General features: G+C 44.6%; 17 protein-coding genes. 9 read left to right on the top strand and 8 right to left on the bottom strand.

Features of this window, described 5'->3' with window-relative positions:
* Positions 1-9: 9 nt before the first annotated feature.
* Together DRW07_RS12150 and DRW07_RS12145 are read right to left on the bottom strand one after the other, a co-directional pair.
* Entirely contained in the window at positions 10-921 is a 912-nt protein-coding gene (locus tag DRW07_RS12150; RefSeq protein ID WP_240630616.1) for a farnesyl diphosphate synthase, read from the bottom strand.
* Positions 918-1175 carry an exodeoxyribonuclease VII small subunit gene (locus tag DRW07_RS12145; protein ID WP_124028207.1) on the bottom strand — a complete coding sequence of 86 codons (258 nt, stop codon included), beginning with the start codon at positions 1173-1175 and terminating at the stop codon, positions 918-920. Before DRW07_RS12145 ends, DRW07_RS12150 begins: the two co-directional genes overlap by 4 nt.
* Before the next feature lie 169 nt (positions 1176-1344).
* On the opposite strand from DRW07_RS12145, the gene pomA reads away from it, so the two are divergent.
* The gene (gene pomA, locus DRW07_RS12140) at positions 1345-2109 is read left to right on the top strand and encodes a flagellar motor protein PomA (RefSeq protein WP_124028206.1); all 765 of its coding nucleotides are present in this window, start codon (positions 1345-1347) and stop codon (positions 2107-2109) included.
* A gap of 9 nt (positions 2110-2118) precedes the next feature.
* Entirely contained in the window at positions 2119-3066 is a 948-nt protein-coding gene (locus DRW07_RS12135; protein WP_276310717.1) for a flagellar motor protein MotB, read from the top strand.
* On the opposite strand, the gene DRW07_RS12130 is transcribed toward DRW07_RS12135, so the two are convergent.
* The 5 genes from DRW07_RS12130 to DRW07_RS12110 are packed head-to-tail and all read right to left on the bottom strand — an operon-like array spanning position 3063 to position 7537.
* A complete protein-coding gene (locus DRW07_RS12130) occupies positions 3063-4316 on the bottom strand; it encodes an SAM-dependent methyltransferase (RefSeq protein ID WP_124028205.1) in 1254 nt (417 codons plus the stop codon). The genes DRW07_RS12135 and DRW07_RS12130 overlap by 4 nt on opposite strands.
* Positions 4303-5085 carry a DUF1365 domain-containing protein gene (locus DRW07_RS12125; RefSeq protein WP_338067765.1) on the bottom strand — a complete coding sequence of 261 codons (783 nt, stop codon included), beginning with the start codon at positions 5083-5085 and terminating at the stop codon, positions 4303-4305. The genes DRW07_RS12130 and DRW07_RS12125 overlap by 14 nt, the downstream gene beginning before the upstream one ends.
* Positions 5079-6362 carry an NAD(P)/FAD-dependent oxidoreductase gene (locus DRW07_RS12120; RefSeq protein WP_124028204.1) on the bottom strand — a complete coding sequence of 428 codons (1284 nt, stop codon included), beginning with the start codon at positions 6360-6362 and terminating at the stop codon, positions 5079-5081. Before DRW07_RS12120 ends, DRW07_RS12125 begins: the two co-directional genes overlap by 7 nt.
* A 3-nt stretch (positions 6363-6365) precedes the next feature.
* Positions 6366-7100, bottom strand: a complete 735-nt coding sequence (locus DRW07_RS12115; protein WP_124028203.1) for an SDR family NAD(P)-dependent oxidoreductase — start codon at positions 7098-7100, stop codon at positions 6366-6368.
* On the bottom strand, positions 7097-7537 hold the full coding sequence (locus DRW07_RS12110; RefSeq protein WP_124028202.1) for a nuclear transport factor 2 family protein: 441 nt from the start codon (positions 7535-7537) through the stop codon (positions 7097-7099). The genes DRW07_RS12115 and DRW07_RS12110 overlap by 4 nt, the downstream gene beginning before the upstream one ends.
* 149 nt (positions 7538-7686) lie before the next feature.
* Here DRW07_RS12110 and DRW07_RS12105 point away from each other — a divergent pair, with 149 nt between their 5' ends.
* The 3 genes from DRW07_RS12105 to DRW07_RS12095 all read left to right on the top strand — a co-directional run bounded on the left by DRW07_RS12105 (position 7687) and on the right by DRW07_RS12095 (position 9598).
* Entirely contained in the window at positions 7687-8262 is a 576-nt protein-coding gene (locus DRW07_RS12105; protein ID WP_124028201.1) for an LON peptidase substrate-binding domain-containing protein, read from the top strand.
* Between the two features lie 66 nt (positions 8263-8328).
* Complete coding sequence (locus DRW07_RS12100) at positions 8329-8940, top strand: sigma-70 family RNA polymerase sigma factor (protein ID WP_124028200.1); 612 nt, start codon at positions 8329-8331, stop codon at positions 8938-8940.
* On the top strand, positions 8933-9598 hold the full coding sequence (locus tag DRW07_RS12095) for a ChrR family anti-sigma-E factor (protein WP_124028199.1): 666 nt from the start codon (positions 8933-8935) through the stop codon (positions 9596-9598). Before DRW07_RS12100 ends, DRW07_RS12095 begins: the two co-directional genes overlap by 8 nt.
* Before the next feature lie 43 nt (positions 9599-9641).
* Here the strand turns inward: DRW07_RS12095 and DRW07_RS12090 are convergent, their stop codons facing one another.
* On the bottom strand, positions 9642-10406 hold the full coding sequence (locus DRW07_RS12090) for an outer membrane protein assembly factor BamD (RefSeq protein WP_124028198.1): 765 nt from the start codon (positions 10404-10406) through the stop codon (positions 9642-9644).
* A 135-nt stretch (positions 10407-10541) separates the two neighbouring features.
* Between DRW07_RS12090 and rluD the strand changes: the two genes are divergently transcribed.
* The 4 genes from rluD to pssA all read left to right on the top strand — a co-directional run bounded on the left by rluD (position 10542) and on the right by pssA (position 15894).
* Complete coding sequence (gene rluD / locus DRW07_RS12085) at positions 10542-11525, top strand: 23S rRNA pseudouridine(1911/1915/1917) synthase RluD (RefSeq protein WP_124028197.1); 984 nt, start codon at positions 10542-10544, stop codon at positions 11523-11525.
* The gene (pgeF, locus tag DRW07_RS12080) at positions 11506-12258 is read left to right on the top strand and encodes a peptidoglycan editing factor PgeF (protein WP_124028196.1); all 753 of its coding nucleotides are present in this window, start codon (positions 11506-11508) and stop codon (positions 12256-12258) included. Before rluD ends, pgeF begins: the two co-directional genes overlap by 20 nt.
* A gap of 79 nt (positions 12259-12337) precedes the next feature.
* A complete protein-coding gene (gene clpB / locus DRW07_RS12075) occupies positions 12338-14908 on the top strand; it encodes an ATP-dependent chaperone ClpB (RefSeq protein ID WP_124028195.1) in 2571 nt (856 codons plus the stop codon).
* Between the two features lie 152 nt (positions 14909-15060).
* Entirely contained in the window at positions 15061-15894 is an 834-nt protein-coding gene (pssA, locus tag DRW07_RS12070) for a CDP-diacylglycerol--serine O-phosphatidyltransferase (protein WP_124028194.1), read from the top strand.
* The last annotated feature ends 249 nt before the right edge of the window (positions 15895-16143 follow it).

The raw sequence follows: 16143 nt of genomic DNA, 5'->3' as shown, positions 1-16143 counted from the left end.
ATAAGAAAATTAATGGTCGCGGTTAATTAACAGCTCGCAAAATGCTTCCAGTGCTTCTGTATTGTATGGCAAAGCGGCTAATGCTTGAAGCGCATCGTGATACAAAGTGTGTAATTGTTGCTTCGCACCTTCAATACCAAGTAACGCGGGGAAGGTGTGCTTGTGCTGTTCATCGTCCGATCCAGCTGGTTTCCCTAGCTGTGCTGTATCACCAGTACAATCAAGGATGTCATCTTGAACCTGAAACGCCAAACCAATAGCGTCTGCAAAGCATTCAAACTGCGCCTTTTCGGTAGTTGTGACTTTATCAGACAAGGCTAGTGGCATAGTAACGCAAGCCTTGAGGATTGCACCTGTTTTGAGTTTGTGCAGTAACATTAAGGTCTCAATCGTGTGAGCGACTTTGCTGTCTTCCCCAGTAGCGGCCAAATCAATGGCCTGCCCACCTACCATACCACTGAAACCCGAAGCTTTGGCCAACTGATTGATGAGCACTATCTTCTGACTTGGCGACGCATCGATTTGTTCATCACAACTCAACAACTCAAAGGCCAGCGATTGCAATGCATCTCCCACCAAAATCGCTATTGCTTCATCATATTTTACGTGGCATGTCGGTTGACCTCTTCGCAGGTCGTCGTCATCCATCGCAGGTAAATCGTCGTGGACTAATGAATATGCATGTATACATTCAATCGCCGCGCCAATGGAAAGTGCATGTTCACGCGAAACCTCTATGGCGTCTGCAATAAGTATCGCTAATAACGGACGGAGTCGTTTACCACCATTGAATAAGGCGTATTGCATCGCCTCAGCCAGTATTGTGGGTTGCGCAGGCAAACCATTAATTAGCGTACTAAGCTTTTTATGAATAGACTGGTGTACCCATTCGTGAGTAAGCGTCAAATCATGAGTTTTCACTGTTCGTCCGTCTGTTCACTGGCTTCAAGATCGACCAGAGTTTCACCGGTTTGGCTTTGCATCAGTATTTTGACTTTCTGTTCTGCATTCTCAAGTGCCTTTTGGCTTTGTTTAGCAAGGACAATGCCGCGTTCAAACTTTTCCAGTGCATCATTGAGCGGCAGATCACCTTGTTCCATTTCATTCACAAGGTTCTCGAGTTCCTCCAGGGTTTCTTCAAATGAAACGGAGTCTTCAGATGTCTTCTTCGTCATGTGTTCCAGCCAGTAAATGCGCGAGGTAGCGCGCACCTTAACCGAGCTGAAATAAGCGGTCAACGACTTTGTCAACGCGCATATTGTTTTACAAGTGTAGAAATCTGAATTTAAGCCGATAGAATGAAAGAAGTGACCTTATTCCGTAAACAATAAAAAGGAACCGCGAGTGGATTTAGCAACCCTTATCGGCATTTTGGGCGCCATTGGCTTTGTGGTGATGGCAATGGTTCAGGGTGGCGACATTGGCATGTTTATCAATGGGCCATCTGTACTTATTGTGTTTGGCGGAACCATCTTTGTTTGTTTAGCCCAGTATACGCTTGGGCAGTTTTTTGGCGCGGGTAAAGTTGCAGCAAAAGCCTTTATGTTCAAAATTGAGGCACCTGACGTGCTCATTGAAAAAGTGGTTGAGATGGCAGATGCGGCGCGTAAAGGCGGCTTCTTAGCTTTAGAAGAGGCTGAAATAGAAAATCCTTTTATGCAAAAGGGCGTCGATATGTTAGTTGACGGACACGACGTTGACGTAGTCCGTGAAACCTTGTCTAAAGACATCAAAATGACGACAGAACGGCATGAATTTGGCGCCAGTATCTTCAAGGCTATGGGAGATGTCGCTCCAGCCATGGGGATGATAGGTACGCTCATAGGTCTGGTGGCTATGCTATCAAACATGGATGATCCCAAAGCCATTGGGCCTGCGATGGCAGTTGCGCTTCTCACGACTTTATATGGCGCATTTTTGGCCAACGTTGTTTGCCTACCCATCGCGGTCAAATTAGGTAATAGGGCAACAGAGGAAGAATTGAATCAAAAGTTGGTTCTTGACGGAATCATTGGTATTGCCGACGGGCAAAACCCTCGCGTTATAGAAGGCATCCTGAAAAACTATCTGGCTGCCAGCAAACGCGGTGGCACTACAGACGAAGAATAAGGGTTCATTGTGGCAGAACAGCAAGAAGAATGTCCGAAATGTCCTCCTGAGGGGTTACCTGCTTGGATGGGAACCTTTGCTGACTTGATGTCGTTGCTAATGTGTTTCTTCGTCTTGCTATTGGCTTTTTCTGAAATGGATGTACTCAAGTTTAAGCAAATTGCTGGCTCAATGAAGTTCGCCTTTGGTGTTCAAAATAAGATTGAAGTTAAGGATATACCGAAGGGAACGAGTGTTATTGCCATGGAATTCCGTCCTGGCAGGCCTGATCCGACCCCTATTGATGTCATTCAGCAGCAAACCATTGAAATGACACAGCAAGCGCTAGAATTTCAGGCAGGTGATGAGGATTCTGCAGGGGGCAGGCAAAAACAGCGAGGCACTGAACGAGGGGGGCAGGCACAGCAAACCGCGTCTGATTCTGCAGCTTCAGCATCGGAAGCAACGTCTGACCAGGAAGAAGTCAATGAACTTATGAAAAAAGTGGCTCAGCAACTTCAGCGTCAAGTATTGGACGGCGCCATTGAGCTTGAATCGTTAGGCCAACAAATAACTATCAGGATAAGAGAGAACGGTTCGTTTTCTGCGGGGTCTGCGTTCTTGCAACCACAATTTCGCCCAATCTTGCAGCAGATTGGTGAGTTATTAGCAGATGTCCCTGGTGAGATTGAAATTTCGGGACACAGTGACAGGCAAAATATCTCCAACGAGCTGTATCGTTCGAATTGGGATTTGTCTTCGCAAAGGGCGGTAGCCGTAGCTGAGGAGTTGAGGCGTGCTACGGGTTTTGATGAGAGCAGAATGCGTGTGGTAGGTAAAGCTTACACAGACCCCCTTATTGAGAACCCTGAGACCGCCGATGATAGAGCACGCAACCGACGCGTTGAAATCAACATCAATCAAGGAAAACCTATGCTTTCACAGCCTATATCTGTGATTGAAGGAGGAGAGAGTTAACCTCTCTCCATGTCATCTCTGAATTGTGGTTTGCTCAGTACCAATTGAACCGTGCTTATTGTCCTCTCTAAAAAGCCACCTTCACAATACTTTAAGTAGTATTCCCACATTCTCATGAAGCGGTCATCATAGCCGTCTTTGTATAGCGCATCTTTACTTTGGACAAAAGCCTCATACCAGTCTCTGAGTGTCCTGGCGTAATCCAGACCTATATCATGAAGGTCGCGTATCATCATATCAGTCGCTTTTTTGATATGTTGATTAAGCACGAGCTGAGAAGGTAAAAAACCACCAGGAAAAATATATTTTTGAATGAAGTCCACATTCTTCGAATAGCTATCATAGCGGCGGTCGTCGATGGTGATAGCCTGAATCAACATTAAACCATCTGGCTTTAGCAGCGAGGTACATTTTTGAAAAAAGTTGCCCAAATAAGACTGGCCAACCGCTTCAATCATTTCAATGGAAACCAGTTTAGAATAAGTCCCAGTCAGGTTTCTGTAGTCTTCTTTCAGCAATGAGATCCTATCTTGTAGGCCTTCACGGCGAATCCACTCCGCAGCATAATCGTGTTGTTCTTCTGATATTGTTGTTGTGGTTACATGACAGCCATAGTACTTAGCTGCATGAATGGCCAAGCCTCCCCATCCTGTTCCTATTTCGAGCAAGTGGTCCTTAGAGGTTAGCTGCAGCTTTTTGCATATCGTATCAAGCTTATGAAATTGGGCCTCGGAAAGAGAGCTATTTGCATCGGGATAAATGGCGGCCGAATACATCATTGAGGGGTCGAGAAATTTGGTATAGAGCTTGTTACCCAAATCATAATGCGCTTCTATATTTCTCTTGGCTTGACGCTTAGAGTTGCGATTAAGCAGATGCTGAACCCGCAAGACGGGTAAAGACAACCATTTGAACTTTGCCTCCCATTTGTCCAAAGTAGGCAGATTCCTGGCAAACATTTGAATGACCTGGGTTAAATCAGGTGTTTCCCACAGTCCCTCCATAAAAGATTCACCCGCACCAACACTGCCTCCCAAAAGAAGTTTCGGATAAGCAGCGGGCGATAAAATGTTTACCTTGGCATGGATGTTTGATTGTCTGCCAAATGTAGCAACAGGTTCGCCTCGCTCAGAAAGGGTTAGCTGGCCATCTTCGAACAAAAACATGGCTTTTAAAAACACGCTTCGACAAAAACGTTCCGTTAATGTCATCTCATTGGTGTTAGCAAGTACAGATTCACTTTGTGACATTGTTATTTTCCTGAACGTGAGATTGAATCGAACCCGGATGTCCGTAGACAGGGGTACGTTTAATAAAGAGTTTTAGTGCTTGCCAATAGATGCCAATAAGTGAAAACAGGGTAGTACTCGGCATCTTAAGGGTCAGTGCCCGCAAAGTCCTGTCGGTCAGAGGTTGTTTTTTCATGGCAATAGACGCAGTAAAGTGTCTGTGTTCCTGATAGCAGGAAAGCGCAAGGCTTAATCTTTCATCTGGTTGTGATACCTGCCACTTATAGGTCATGTCAATCGGGTTAAAAGGCGACACATGAAAGGTTTTTTGGGTGTCATGTTGCTGTTTGAGATCAACCAAGTAATAGTGTTTTTCATTCCAGGGCGTGTTGCTGACCTCTGCAAGCATGTAGTCAAACACCTGCGATTCCTCATTGCGGTGATAATAGAAATTTACTGGGCTGAAGTAGATCCCCATGGAGCGCAATTGTCCGAGGAAAAATATGTCGCCATCGAGAGCCGAAGTAGCACCTAAGTGCACCATCCTTTCTTTTATCGCTTCGATGAGATCGCAGGTGCTGTTTAAGTCTTTGTGAACAAAATAGTCAGAAAGCTTAAAACGATGGAAGGACAATCTGCTAATAGAAAAGTGGCGTAGTGACTTTGTTAAATGTGGAAGCTCATCCAGTTTGAGCCAGAATAAACTCAAAGCATATTCAAACGAATGCTGTGTGGGATGCACGCGTTCGTGATGCACCTTGCCCTGATAAATAGCGCTTTCTATCACCACTCCACTCCAAATCGTTTAACAACGTCAAGTGCACTGCGCACGCCATCTTCGTGGAAGCCGTTGTACCAATACGCGCCGCAGAAATGCAATCCATCAATGCCACATATTTTAGCGCGCTGTTGTTGCGCTGCTACCATAGCCATGTTGTATTGAGGATGCGCATATTTAAATTTACCCAGTATAGACGACGGCTTGATAGCCGATGTGTTATTAAGGGTTACGCAAAATGTGGGCGTGACGTTCAAACGTTGCAAAATATTCATGTTGTAACTGACCGCTGCTGCATTTGCCAAGTCGCTGTCATCACCCTTAATGTCATAGTTCCAGCTGGCCCAAGCCAGCTTTCTTTTTGGTAAAACGCTGACGTCAGTGTGTAAGACCACTTCATTCATAGCATAAGGGATAGCGCCAAGTATAGCGCGTTGCTCCTCGCTGGGGAGCGCAAGGCAACGCAAAGCTTGGTCGCTATGGCAAGCGAATATGACTTCGTCAAAAGTAAACTGCTGCTCCTTGGCAACGAGGGTATATTCCGTTTTGTCACCGCTCAGGGTTTTCGTTACGCTGGACACAGGTGTATTAAGCAGGATCTTGTCTTTATAGGTAGAGGTAAGTGGGTCAATATAGCTGCGCGAACCACCTACGAGGGTGTACCACTGAGGGCGATCAGCAACATTCAACAATCCGTGATTATTGAAGAACTGCAAAAAAAATGTCAGTGGAAACGCCTTAACGTCCTCGACACTCGCTGACCAGATCGCTGCGCACATGGGCAGGATATAATTTTTGGCAAAATCATCACTGAGTTTTTCTTGCTCAATAAATTCGAACAAGGTGATGTTGTCGGTATTCGTTTTACTTTCAACAAGCGACTTACACCGTTTATTGAATCGTAAAATATCGCTTACGATACGCCAGAATCGCGGTCTAAAAATATTGCGTCGTTGAGCAAATAAGCTATTCAGATCGTGACCATTGTATTCTAGGTTTTGTAATTTATTACGTACGGAGAAACTCATTTCTGTCGGCTGACGGGCAACATGTAATTCGTCCATCAGTTTTATGAAATTGGGGTAGGTCCAATCGTTGAATACAATGAATCCAGTGTCTATTGCGTAAGATTGCCCTTCTACCGTTACATCTTTAGTTGCCGTATGCCCGCCGATGTAGTCATTGGCTTCGAATACAGTAATATCATGCCTTTTGTTTAAAAAGTAAGCGCATGTTAATCCAGATATACCCGTGCCGACGATGGCAACCTTTTTTCTTTGAGCCGTCATTACTTATTGACTTCCTTCGGATTTATTTTTCATGAATAGTGATATCTTTTTTTGTAGCCCTGCGGGTAATAATCCTAAAAAGCGCAACATCAGGCTGAACCGGGTAGGAAAATAAACACTTCTGTTTTTAGATTTAATACCACGCAGAATATCTTTTGCTGCCTCTTCGACTGAAATAAGCATTGGCATATCGAAGTCGTTTTTATCGGTCAACGGTGTCTTAACAAACCCAGGAGAGACACTTTGAACAATTATTCCTTTACTGTGTAAGTCCACTTCTAAACTTTTGGTGTAATAAAACAGCGCTGCCTTGCTCGCGCCATATGCCTGACTTTTACTGAATGGCAGGAGTCTTGCGAGACTATCTACGATTAAAACTTGATTTCCTGGTTTGAGGTTGGATAGTAGCGCTGACGTCGCATTGACCACACCAAAAAAGTTTGGCTCAAACACGCGCCTGAACATGTCTGGTTCAAATGCATCAATATCGACATATTCGCAAGTACCTGCATTTAACACAGCTATATCGCATTCAACGTTTCCTAGTGCAGTGTGAGTCTGAGATTCATTGGTGACATCAAACTGCAGAGTGCTGATATTCTCGTGGTGAGCCAGCTGTGCGAGTTTGTCTTCATTTCTTCCGCATGCAATTACTTGATAACCTTCATCTGCTGCGCGCAAAGCAAGCGTTTCGCCAATGCCAGACGTCGCCCCAGTAATTAAGAGTCTGAGTGTCATTGTTTGGCCATCCGATGTTTGATTTTTTTAATTATCGAGCCAAGAATGGGAATGTTCTCGTAAACCATCTGCCCAACGTCGTAATAATCCCTGTGATAGATAATTTTATTATCGTGTACCTTTAATAACGTGGTGCCTTGCATATTAATTGCCCTACCTTTGTTAAGCGCCCCCGTTTTTAGAGTCATTGTCCATGTAATGAGATGATCGATTTCTGCATTGTTATCTTTGCAATCAGCCACGTTATGTATAGTAAAGGTACATGTTGTCGTGTTAGCAAGAAGGTTTGCGAAATAACCTTTGACTTGCTCAATGCCCGTGTGGCGAGCCACAGGATCTTCAAACACCACCTCAGAGTGATAGATGCTGTCGAGCTGGTCCAATTGAAGGTTGGCAAGTTCTTTGTACAGTTCGCAAAATCTTGATATGAGTGACATGATAGTTCGAGTTTTTCTACATATTTAGATTTTACTCTCTGGAAAAGTGAAAAGATCATGAAATAAATGTCATCTTTCATCGACTTAAATTCGATCCAGAGCACTTTTGATGCCGTAGTAATCATAATTGCAACCTAACTAAACGAGCTATGCTGTATAAACACTGCCCTTTGTTTCCTCTTTCTGCGCACTTGTTACCCGGCGGCAGGATGACATTGAGAATTTTTGAACCACGTTATGTGAGGATGGTCAAAGAGGCGTGTGCGCAAAATGCTGGTTTTGTTATTTGTATGTTGAATGCGAGTGGAAGCAAAGACGATAACACGCACATTTATCCGATTGGTACATATGCCGAGATTGTTGACTTTGATATGCTGGAAGATGGTCTGTTAAGTATCACTGTAGTGGGAAAGCAGGCAGTCAACATTCAAAACATAGGCACCGAATCGGACAATTTAAGAGTAGCTGATTGCGTTCCTATTTCGCCGTGGTGTTGTGATGTAGATGAGGCCGACATCTCGGTAATGCGTGACAAACTCAAACAAATATTTGAACGGTATAATGAACTCAACATACTCTACGAAACGCCCGATTTTGAGGATCCAATTTGGGTTATCCATCGTTGGTTAGAGCTCATTCCGGTTGATCCAGAACAAAAACAATACTTCATCGGACAAAAAGATTGCAGTTTAGTGCTACAGTTTCTAAAGGAACTTGTGGATTAATGTGATCCATTCTCAATCGCGACAAGTAAAAGTAAGCTAGTGTCGAACTGTTGCGGATAATCTTACATGCTAGTTGGAATTCCTTTGGAAGAAAGCAAAAGCGTTACCAAACCGAAAGAGTGTGCAGACATCATGTCTAGATACTTGGTTTTGGTTGCTGAAGAACGTTCAAAGCACGCCTTTTCGAAAGTATTTAATTACTTTGCCCCCAGGTTACGTTCGTATGCGTTAAAACAGATGGGGAATGAGGCTTTGGCGATGGAGCTTGTACAGGACACCATGTCCAATGTGTGGCAAAAAGCACATTTGTTCAACGCTGAAAAAGGATCTCCTTCTACTTGGATTTTTACCATTGCTCGCAATATTCGTTTTGACATGCTGAGAAAATTGCAAAATCGCAAAGAAGATGTGTGTTCTGACGATTTGTGGCCTGTTTTATGCGAACAAACTGCTGACACAACTGAGGCGCCACTTGACGAGCAAATTACGCTAGAGCAGATTGGCGGAATGTTTGACTCACTCCCTGATAAGCAAAAAGCGGTTATCGAAGCTATTTATATAGATGGTAAATCACAGCAAGAAGTTGCAGACGAATTATCTATTCCATTAGGCACTGTTAAGTCCAGAACCAGACTAGCGTTGCAAAGATTAAAGGATATGCTTAAAGACCATGATTAATCGACATCCAACAGACGAGCGGTTGTTAGCTTTCGCTCGAGGTGCTCTGGCAGGTGGCGAAGCGTTGTTAATAGCAGCACACTGCGATATGTGCCCTCATTGTGCAGCCAAAGTCCAGCAGTTCACTGAAACGGAGGCTGAAAGTGCATTTGCCGAGTCGGACAATATAATGGAAAGTCCTGCTTTCTCTTCTATGCTAGCTTCCATTACTCAGCAGCCAGTTGCTGAACGTATTCTTGCAAAAGAGCAAGATGAATTCATCGAACTAGACGGACGAAAATTTAAATTGCCACGGAGTTTAAAGCGCTATTCGCATTCAACGGGAAATTGGTCGAAATTAGTAGGGAAATTGTGGCAAGCACCCGTAGATATTGGTGGAGAAGGTCGCGCTAATTTCATCTACATGGAGAAAGGTGGGAGTGTGCCCGAGCACACCCACAAGGGTAATGAACTCACACTCGTGATAAACGGCGCGTTCAGTGATGGCATTAATGACTACGACTCTGGCGATTTTATCGCTATGAACGACAGCCACACCCATGCTCCCTTCTCAGAAGACAAAGACGGATGTTTGGTGTTCACAATTGTAGAGGAGCCGCTTCATTTCACCTCAGGTATAGCTAGGTTGCTGAACCCGTTTAGCCATTTGTTTTTTTAAAAAAAGCGCCATTTAGGCGCTTTTTTATTGTCCTAATGTTTTATTAGCTAATAAAAGGGCTGTCTGGGTAGTTCAACTTAAGCGTTTTCAGTGCGTTGGTTTTTAGCTCATCTAGCCCTAGCTGGTCGTACGATTCAACCATAATCTCAAGGGCGGATTGAACCTGTTCAGTATCCGGGAAATGTTCAATCACATAGCGTCCACGATTGGCTGCAGCGACATAGGCCTCTCTGCGCATATAGAATCGCGCGATAGCTATCTCATATTTAGCCAAACGGTTTTTGATAAACACCATACGTTTTTGTGCATCAGCAGCATATTTACTATCTGGGTACTGCTGAATAAGTCGACGAAAATCCGCAAACGCTTCGCGTGATTTGGCTGGATCTCGATCAGAGCGATCAATGTTCATTAAATCCTGAAACAGGTTAGTGTCATTGTCCATGTTTGTCAGACCGCGCATATACAACGCATAATCGACGTCAGAGTGATTAGGGTTAAGACGAACAAATCTGTCAATTGTCGCTATCGTCTCATCTGGCTTGCCCGATTTGTAATAACTGTATATCAGGTCAAGTTGAACTTGGTGTGACAAAGGTCCGAAGGGATATCTTGAATCGAGGGCGCTTAAGGTTGTTGCAGCTTGGGCAAAATTACCGTTTGTCATACTGGATTTTGCAGCGTCATACAGACTTTGTGCACCTTGGTTCGCAGTTATCACTTGTAACTCTTCATCGGAGCTGCTGCAACCGGCTGCCAAAATGGCGACAGTGGCCATTGCACCAATCTTAGGTAAAAACGTTTTCATCGAATGTCCTGTATCTCTACTGCTTAAGCTTTTGCTCTTTGTGAGGGATTGTAAGCTAATTCTGATCATATACAAAGCTCAACGCCCACTCTCATTAATTGATATACTATGATTTTATTCAGATGCACGAGTTCCATGAGCGATAACATAAAATTTATTCACCTAACTGCATCAGCCGAACCTCGGCACTTTGGAGCCAGGTTAGACCAGGTGCTCGCAGAATTGTTTAGCGATTATTCCCGCTCTCGTCTCAAAGAGTGGATACAGCAAGGTAAGGTGAGTGTTGATGATGATGTTTGCACCGTACCCAGACAAAAACTAAAGGGTGATGAGAAGATAGAAATCAACGCTGAGTTGGTACAGGAGGTGTACCATCAGGCAGAGGATATAGACATCAACGTGGTGTTTGAAGATGAGCATATACTTGTCATCAACAAACCAAGAGACGTTGTAGTTCACCCCGGTGCGGGAAATACAAGTGGTACTTTGCTAAATGCACTATTGTCACATGTTCCTGGTATTGAGCAGATTCCCCGAGCAGGAATTGTCCATCGATTGGACAAAGACACCACTGGTTTAATGGTGGTTGCTAAATCACTGCTAGCGCAAAACGCTTTAGTCGAGCAGTTGCAGTCACGGGAAATGGGCCGGGAATATGAAGCCATATGTTATGGAACCATGGTGGCAGGCGGAACAGTGGATGCACCTATCGGCCGACACCCCACAAAACGCACGTTAATGGCTGTCAGAGAGTTGGCAAAGCCTGCAGTGACTCACTATCGCGTTATCGAAAAGTTTCGAGCTTTTACGCATTTGCGTTTGAAGCTTGATACTGGCAGAACGCACCAAATCCGTGTTCATATGGCACACATAAAGCATCCATTGGTTGGTGATCCTGCTTATGGTGGCAGAACACGCCTGCCTAAAGGTGCGGACGAGGAGTTCATTACCTGTTTGCGGTCATTCAATCGTCAGGCATTGCATGCTGCTCAGCTAAGCTTCTTCCATCCTGAAAGTGGAGAATGGCTGACTTTCCAAGCCCCCTTACCCGAGGATTTTCAAAAGCTGTTGATTGCTGTTCGTCAAGACTCAGAAACCCATGGCATTGATGAACTTTAAGGGATTGGATGTCTTAACACCCAACTGGCCTCTGCCTTGTCATGTTGTTGCTTACTCAACTACAAGGATAGGCGGTGTGAGCAAAGGAAACTTTGCCTCCCTTAATCTAGCCCAGCATGTGGGAGATTCTGTTGAAGACGTTTTAAAAAATCGGTCCTTGTTGCCCTTTAGTCAGAATATTCAATGGCTTGATCAAGTACACAGCAACCGAGTTGTAGAGGCTGTACCTTGGGAACATAGCCCTCAAGCTGACGCGTGCTATTGCCAAGAAAATAACGTGTTTTGTGCTGTTATGACCGCAGACTGCGTGCCGATTTTATTGTCAAACAGGGCGGGTACTGAAGTGGCAGCTGTCCACGCGGGCTGGAAAGGGTTGGAAAGCGGTATTATTAGTAATACGCTCGAAAGAATGAAGGCAGACAGCACTGATATTTTTGCTTGGATAGGGCCTTGTATCAGTCAACCTTGTTATGAAGTTGGCGCCGACGTTGTTGGCCATTTTATTGATGACTTCCCGGAAGCCTGCAAGCCGAATTCAGCGCAAAAGTGGCAATTAGATCTTCCTGGCATAGCCGAAACCCAGCTGTCCAATGGGGGAGTAGATCACATTTTCAAGAGCAAAATGTGTACTTATATGCGGTCTGACCTATTTTTCTCACATCGATTTGCGACACATCAAAGTTTGTCTTCAACAGGCAGAATAGCCTCTGTCATCGGGATATTATCCCCTTGAATAGTTAAACATTCGTAACCATAACTGAGGTTATGAAAGGTAAAGCTACTTTGCCTAGTCGTTTGTAGAGAGGACGAATATGCGTTTGGATAAGTTTACCAGCAAATTTCAGATGGCTATTTCAGATGCGCAGTCATTAGCGCTTGGGCGAGACCATCAATATATTGAACCAGTCCACTTGATGACTTCCATGCTGAATCAGCAAGGCGGGTCAGTGCGGCCGTTGTTTGATCAAGCTAATGTTAATGTTAATGCATTGCGTTCAGCGTTAGCTGAAGCGGTTGACAGATTGCCCAGAATTTCTGGCGTTGGCGGTGACGTTCAATTGGGCAAAGAAACAGCCATCCTGCTCAACTTGTGTGACAAAATATCGCAGCAGAGAAAAGACGAATACATTACCTCCGAAATTTTTGTACTGGCAGCCCTTCAAGATAAGGGCAAGCTTGGTGAAATTCTCCGCTCGATCGGCGCAACAGAAGACAAAATTTCCTCAGCAATTGATAAAATGCGCGGTGGGCAAAAAGTGACTGACCCCAATGCTGAAGATGTTAGGCAAGCACTTGAAAAATTCACTACAGATCTCACTGAGCGAGCTGAGCAAGGTAAGCTCGATCCTGTCATCGGGAGAGATGATGAAATTCGCCGAACTATACAGGTCCTGCAACGCCGAACAAAAAATAACCCTGTTTTAATAGGTGAACCAGGCGTTGGTAAAACAGCGATAGTCGAAGGACTAGCATTAAGGATTATCAATCAGGAAGTACCCGAAGGTTTAAAAGACAAAAGAGTACTTTCTTTGGATATGGGCGCGCTGGTGGCCGGCGCTAAGTATCGGGGAGAATTCGAAGAGCGGCTCAAAGCCGTGTTGAATGAGTTGGCCAAGGAGGAAGGTCGGGTCATTTTATTCATTGATGAATTGCATACCATGGTAGGTGCGGGTAAGGGCGATGGTGCAATGGATGCTGGCAATATGCTCAAACCAGCGCTTGCCAGAGGTGAGTTGCATTGTGTTGGCGCTACTACGCTCGACGAATACCGACAGTACATCGAGAAAGACGCGGCGCTTGAGCGACGCTTCCAAAAAGTTTTGGTAGAAGAGCCTAGTGTGGAAGATACCATCGCTATACTCCGAGGCTTGAAAGAACGTTATGAGTTGCATCATTCTGTAGATATTACTGACCCAGCCATTGTTGCGGCTGCCAGCTTATCCCACCGCTATATCAGTGACAGACAGTTACCTGATAAGGCCATTGACCTTATTGATGAAGCGGCATCAAGTATCCGATTGCAGATGGATTCCAAACCGGAAGACATGGATAAATTGGAACGCCGCATTATACAACTCAAGCTAGAGGAGCAAGCGCTCGCTAAAGAAACTGACGATGCCAGTCATAAGCGGTTAGAAAATATCGAGATTGAGCGTGAGCAAGCGGAAGCTAAATACGCTGATATGGAAAAAGTCTGGTTGGAAGAAAAAGAAGCGATGCAAGGCACGCAATCTATCAAGTCTGAGCTTGAGCAGGCAAAGTTGGACCTGGATATTGCCAGACGGGCTTCTGATTTAAACCGAATGTCTGAATTGCAGTATGGCCGTATTCCTGAGCTTGAGTTGAAGCTTGAACGCGCTGCGGAGAATGAAACTCGGGAGACGACACTGCTCAAAAACAAGGTGACAGACACAGAGATCGCAGATGTGTTGTCACGTTGGACGGGAATCCCGGTATCAAAAATGCTGGAAGGTGAGAGAGAAAAACTAATTCGTATGGAAGAGGTACTGCACAAGCGCGTGGTTGGACAGCAAGAAGCCGTTTCTGCGGTCGCCAATGCAATCAGACGATCCCGTGCAGGGCTGGGGGACCCAAATCGACCTATTGGCTCCTTTTTGTTTTTAGGACCTACTGGCGTTGGTAAAACTGAGCTATGCAAGTCATTGGCTGGATTTTTGTTTGATACCGAAGATGCCATGGTTCGCATTGATATGTCAGAGTTTATGGAAAAACATTCTGTTGCACGATTGGTAGGTGCCCCTCCAGGGTATGTAGGCTATGAAGAAGGTGGTTATCTAACCGAAGCCGTAAGACGCAAGCCATATTCAGTAATTTTGCTTGATGAAGTAGAAAAAGCACATCCTGATGTGTTTAATATATTGCTGCAGGTATTGGATGACGGACGCCTGACCGATGGTCAGGGGCGGACTGTTGACTTCAAAAACTCAGTCGTCATTATGACATCAAACCTGGGCTCAGATGTTATTCAAGACAAGCACGAAGAAAGTCAGTATGAAGAGATGAAGACCATGGTGATGAACGTAGTCGGTCAACACTTCAGGCCCGAGTTTATTAACCGGGTTGATGATATTGTGGTATTCCATCCGTTGGGTAAAGAGGAAATTAAGTCCATCGCTAAAATCCAATTGGCATCGTTAAGAGCAAGGCTGGCTGACAAAGGGTTCAGGCTTGAGCTATCTGGTGCCGCAATGGACAAGTTGGCGGAGGCAGGTTTTGACCCTGTATTTGGGGCTAGACCGCTCAAACGGGCCATTCAGACGCAAATAGAAAATCCGCTCGCCCAAAAGCTATTGGCTGGAGAAATATTGCCTGATTCGACAATACGCATTGATTTAGACAATGACAATCTGCACATAAGTTAAAGATCACAACCGCTCAAAATGGGTTGTTGAGCGGCTTCTTTGTGGATGAACAAGGCACTTTGTACTGTCAGAAATTGGTATCTAGAATAAGGTACGGTATGCCACGTTTTATGTTTATGTAATAATGTCTACTCACTAGATATGAGAGCACTATGAATCAGCAAAAACGAAAAGGCATTTATCTGCTTCCTAATTTATTGACCACCGCAGGGCTATTTTCTGGCTTTTTTGCCGTTGTCTCTTCCATGAACGGCCGCTTTGAAGCTGCTGCTGTGGCTATTTTTGTCGCTATGATATTTGACGGACTAGACGGTCGGGTGGCGCGAATTACCAATACGCAAAGTGATTTTGGCGCTGAGTATGATTCGATGGCTGATATGGTGTCATTTGGCGTTGCACCGGCATTAGTGGCCTATAATTGGGGGTTAACCGAACTTGGAAAATTGGGCTGGTTGGCAGCATTTGTATATGTTGCTGGTGCAGCATTGCGTCTAGCCCGATTTAATACGCAAGTGGGCATTGCTGATAAGCGATTCTTTCAAGGGTTGGCCAGTCCCGCTGCGGCGGCGGTCGTATCAGGAATGGTTTGGGTTGGTGTTGAATACGATATAGAAGGGACTGATTTATCTTTTATTGTTGCTGCGATAACTGGCCTTTCGGGGTTGTTAATGGTGAGTAACTTCAAATATAACTCGTTCAAAGAAGTTAACTGGCATGGAAAAGTGCCTTTTGTGGCTCTCTTACTCATCATGCTGATATTTATTGTTGTAGCAACCGAACCCGCACTCGTTTTGTTTATTGTTTTCTCGCTTTACGCACTTGCTGGGCCTATTAATACCTTTAGAACTGTTGATAAGGTGACACTTGACGATGTAGTGGGCGACCATGAAGAAGACGCCGATTTTGAAAGCAAAGTTACTGAGTCGCCAGCGGCAAAGGATGACGAAAAAGACAAAAATAGTTCAAAAGAAACACAGGTTGATTAAAAACTGTGCGAACAGTCATTTTTAGGTGTTTTTTTTGAATTAGTGCGTTGACAATTTTATCGCTAAGCGTATTATACGCATCCCGCTTGAGGAGGAAGCTCACCAAGCCGTTATGCGAAGCATAACAATTGTTCTTTAAAAATTAGATACAAGACAATCTGTGTGGGCACTCGTTAAGAGTGTCACAACGACAATTTATTTAGCTTTACTTTATTAATTTAAAGTCAAGTATTTCGATTTTAATTGAAG

This window comes from Paralteromonas sediminis (assembly GCF_003820355.1).
Lineage (GTDB): Bacteria > Pseudomonadota > Gammaproteobacteria > Enterobacterales > Alteromonadaceae > Alteromonas_F > Alteromonas_F sediminis.
The sequence above is the reverse complement of the archived record's forward strand: the minus strand, read 5'-3'. Positions and strand labels throughout refer to the sequence as shown.

Bases quoted from the DNA above. Each gene is read 5' to 3' on its own strand.
- DRW07_RS12145 (WP_124028207.1), bottom strand. From the start codon at position 1,175: ATGACGAAGAAGACATCTGAAGACTCCGTTTCATTTGAAGAAACCCTG.
- DRW07_RS12130 (WP_124028205.1), bottom strand. From the start codon at position 4,316: ATGTCACAAAGTGAATCTGTACTTGCTAACACCAATGAGATGACATTA.
- DRW07_RS12120 (WP_124028204.1), bottom strand. From the start codon at position 6,362: ATGACGGCTCAAAGAAAAAAGGTTGCCATCGTCGGCACGGGTATATCT.
- DRW07_RS12115 (WP_124028203.1), bottom strand. From the start codon at position 7,100: ATGACACTCAGACTCTTAATTACTGGGGCGACGTCTGGCATTGGCGAA.
- DRW07_RS12110 (WP_124028202.1), bottom strand. From the start codon at position 7,537: ATGTCACTCATATCAAGATTTTGCGAACTGTACAAAGAACTTGCCAAC.
- DRW07_RS12105 (WP_124028201.1), top strand. From the start codon at position 7,687: ATGCTGTATAAACACTGCCCTTTGTTTCCTCTTTCTGCGCACTTGTTA.
- DRW07_RS12100 (WP_124028200.1), top strand. From the start codon at position 8,329: ATGCTAGTTGGAATTCCTTTGGAAGAAAGCAAAAGCGTTACCAAACCG.
- DRW07_RS12095 (WP_124028199.1), top strand. From the start codon at position 8,933: ATGATTAATCGACATCCAACAGACGAGCGGTTGTTAGCTTTCGCTCGA.
- DRW07_RS12090 (WP_124028198.1), bottom strand. From the start codon at position 10,406: ATGAAAACGTTTTTACCTAAGATTGGTGCAATGGCCACTGTCGCCATT.
- rluD (WP_124028197.1), top strand. From the start codon at position 10,542: ATGAGCGATAACATAAAATTTATTCACCTAACTGCATCAGCCGAACCT.
- pgeF (WP_124028196.1), top strand. From the start codon at position 11,506: ATGGCATTGATGAACTTTAAGGGATTGGATGTCTTAACACCCAACTGG.
- clpB (WP_124028195.1), top strand. From the start codon at position 12,338: ATGCGTTTGGATAAGTTTACCAGCAAATTTCAGATGGCTATTTCAGAT.
- pssA (WP_124028194.1), top strand. From the start codon at position 15,061: ATGAATCAGCAAAAACGAAAAGGCATTTATCTGCTTCCTAATTTATTG.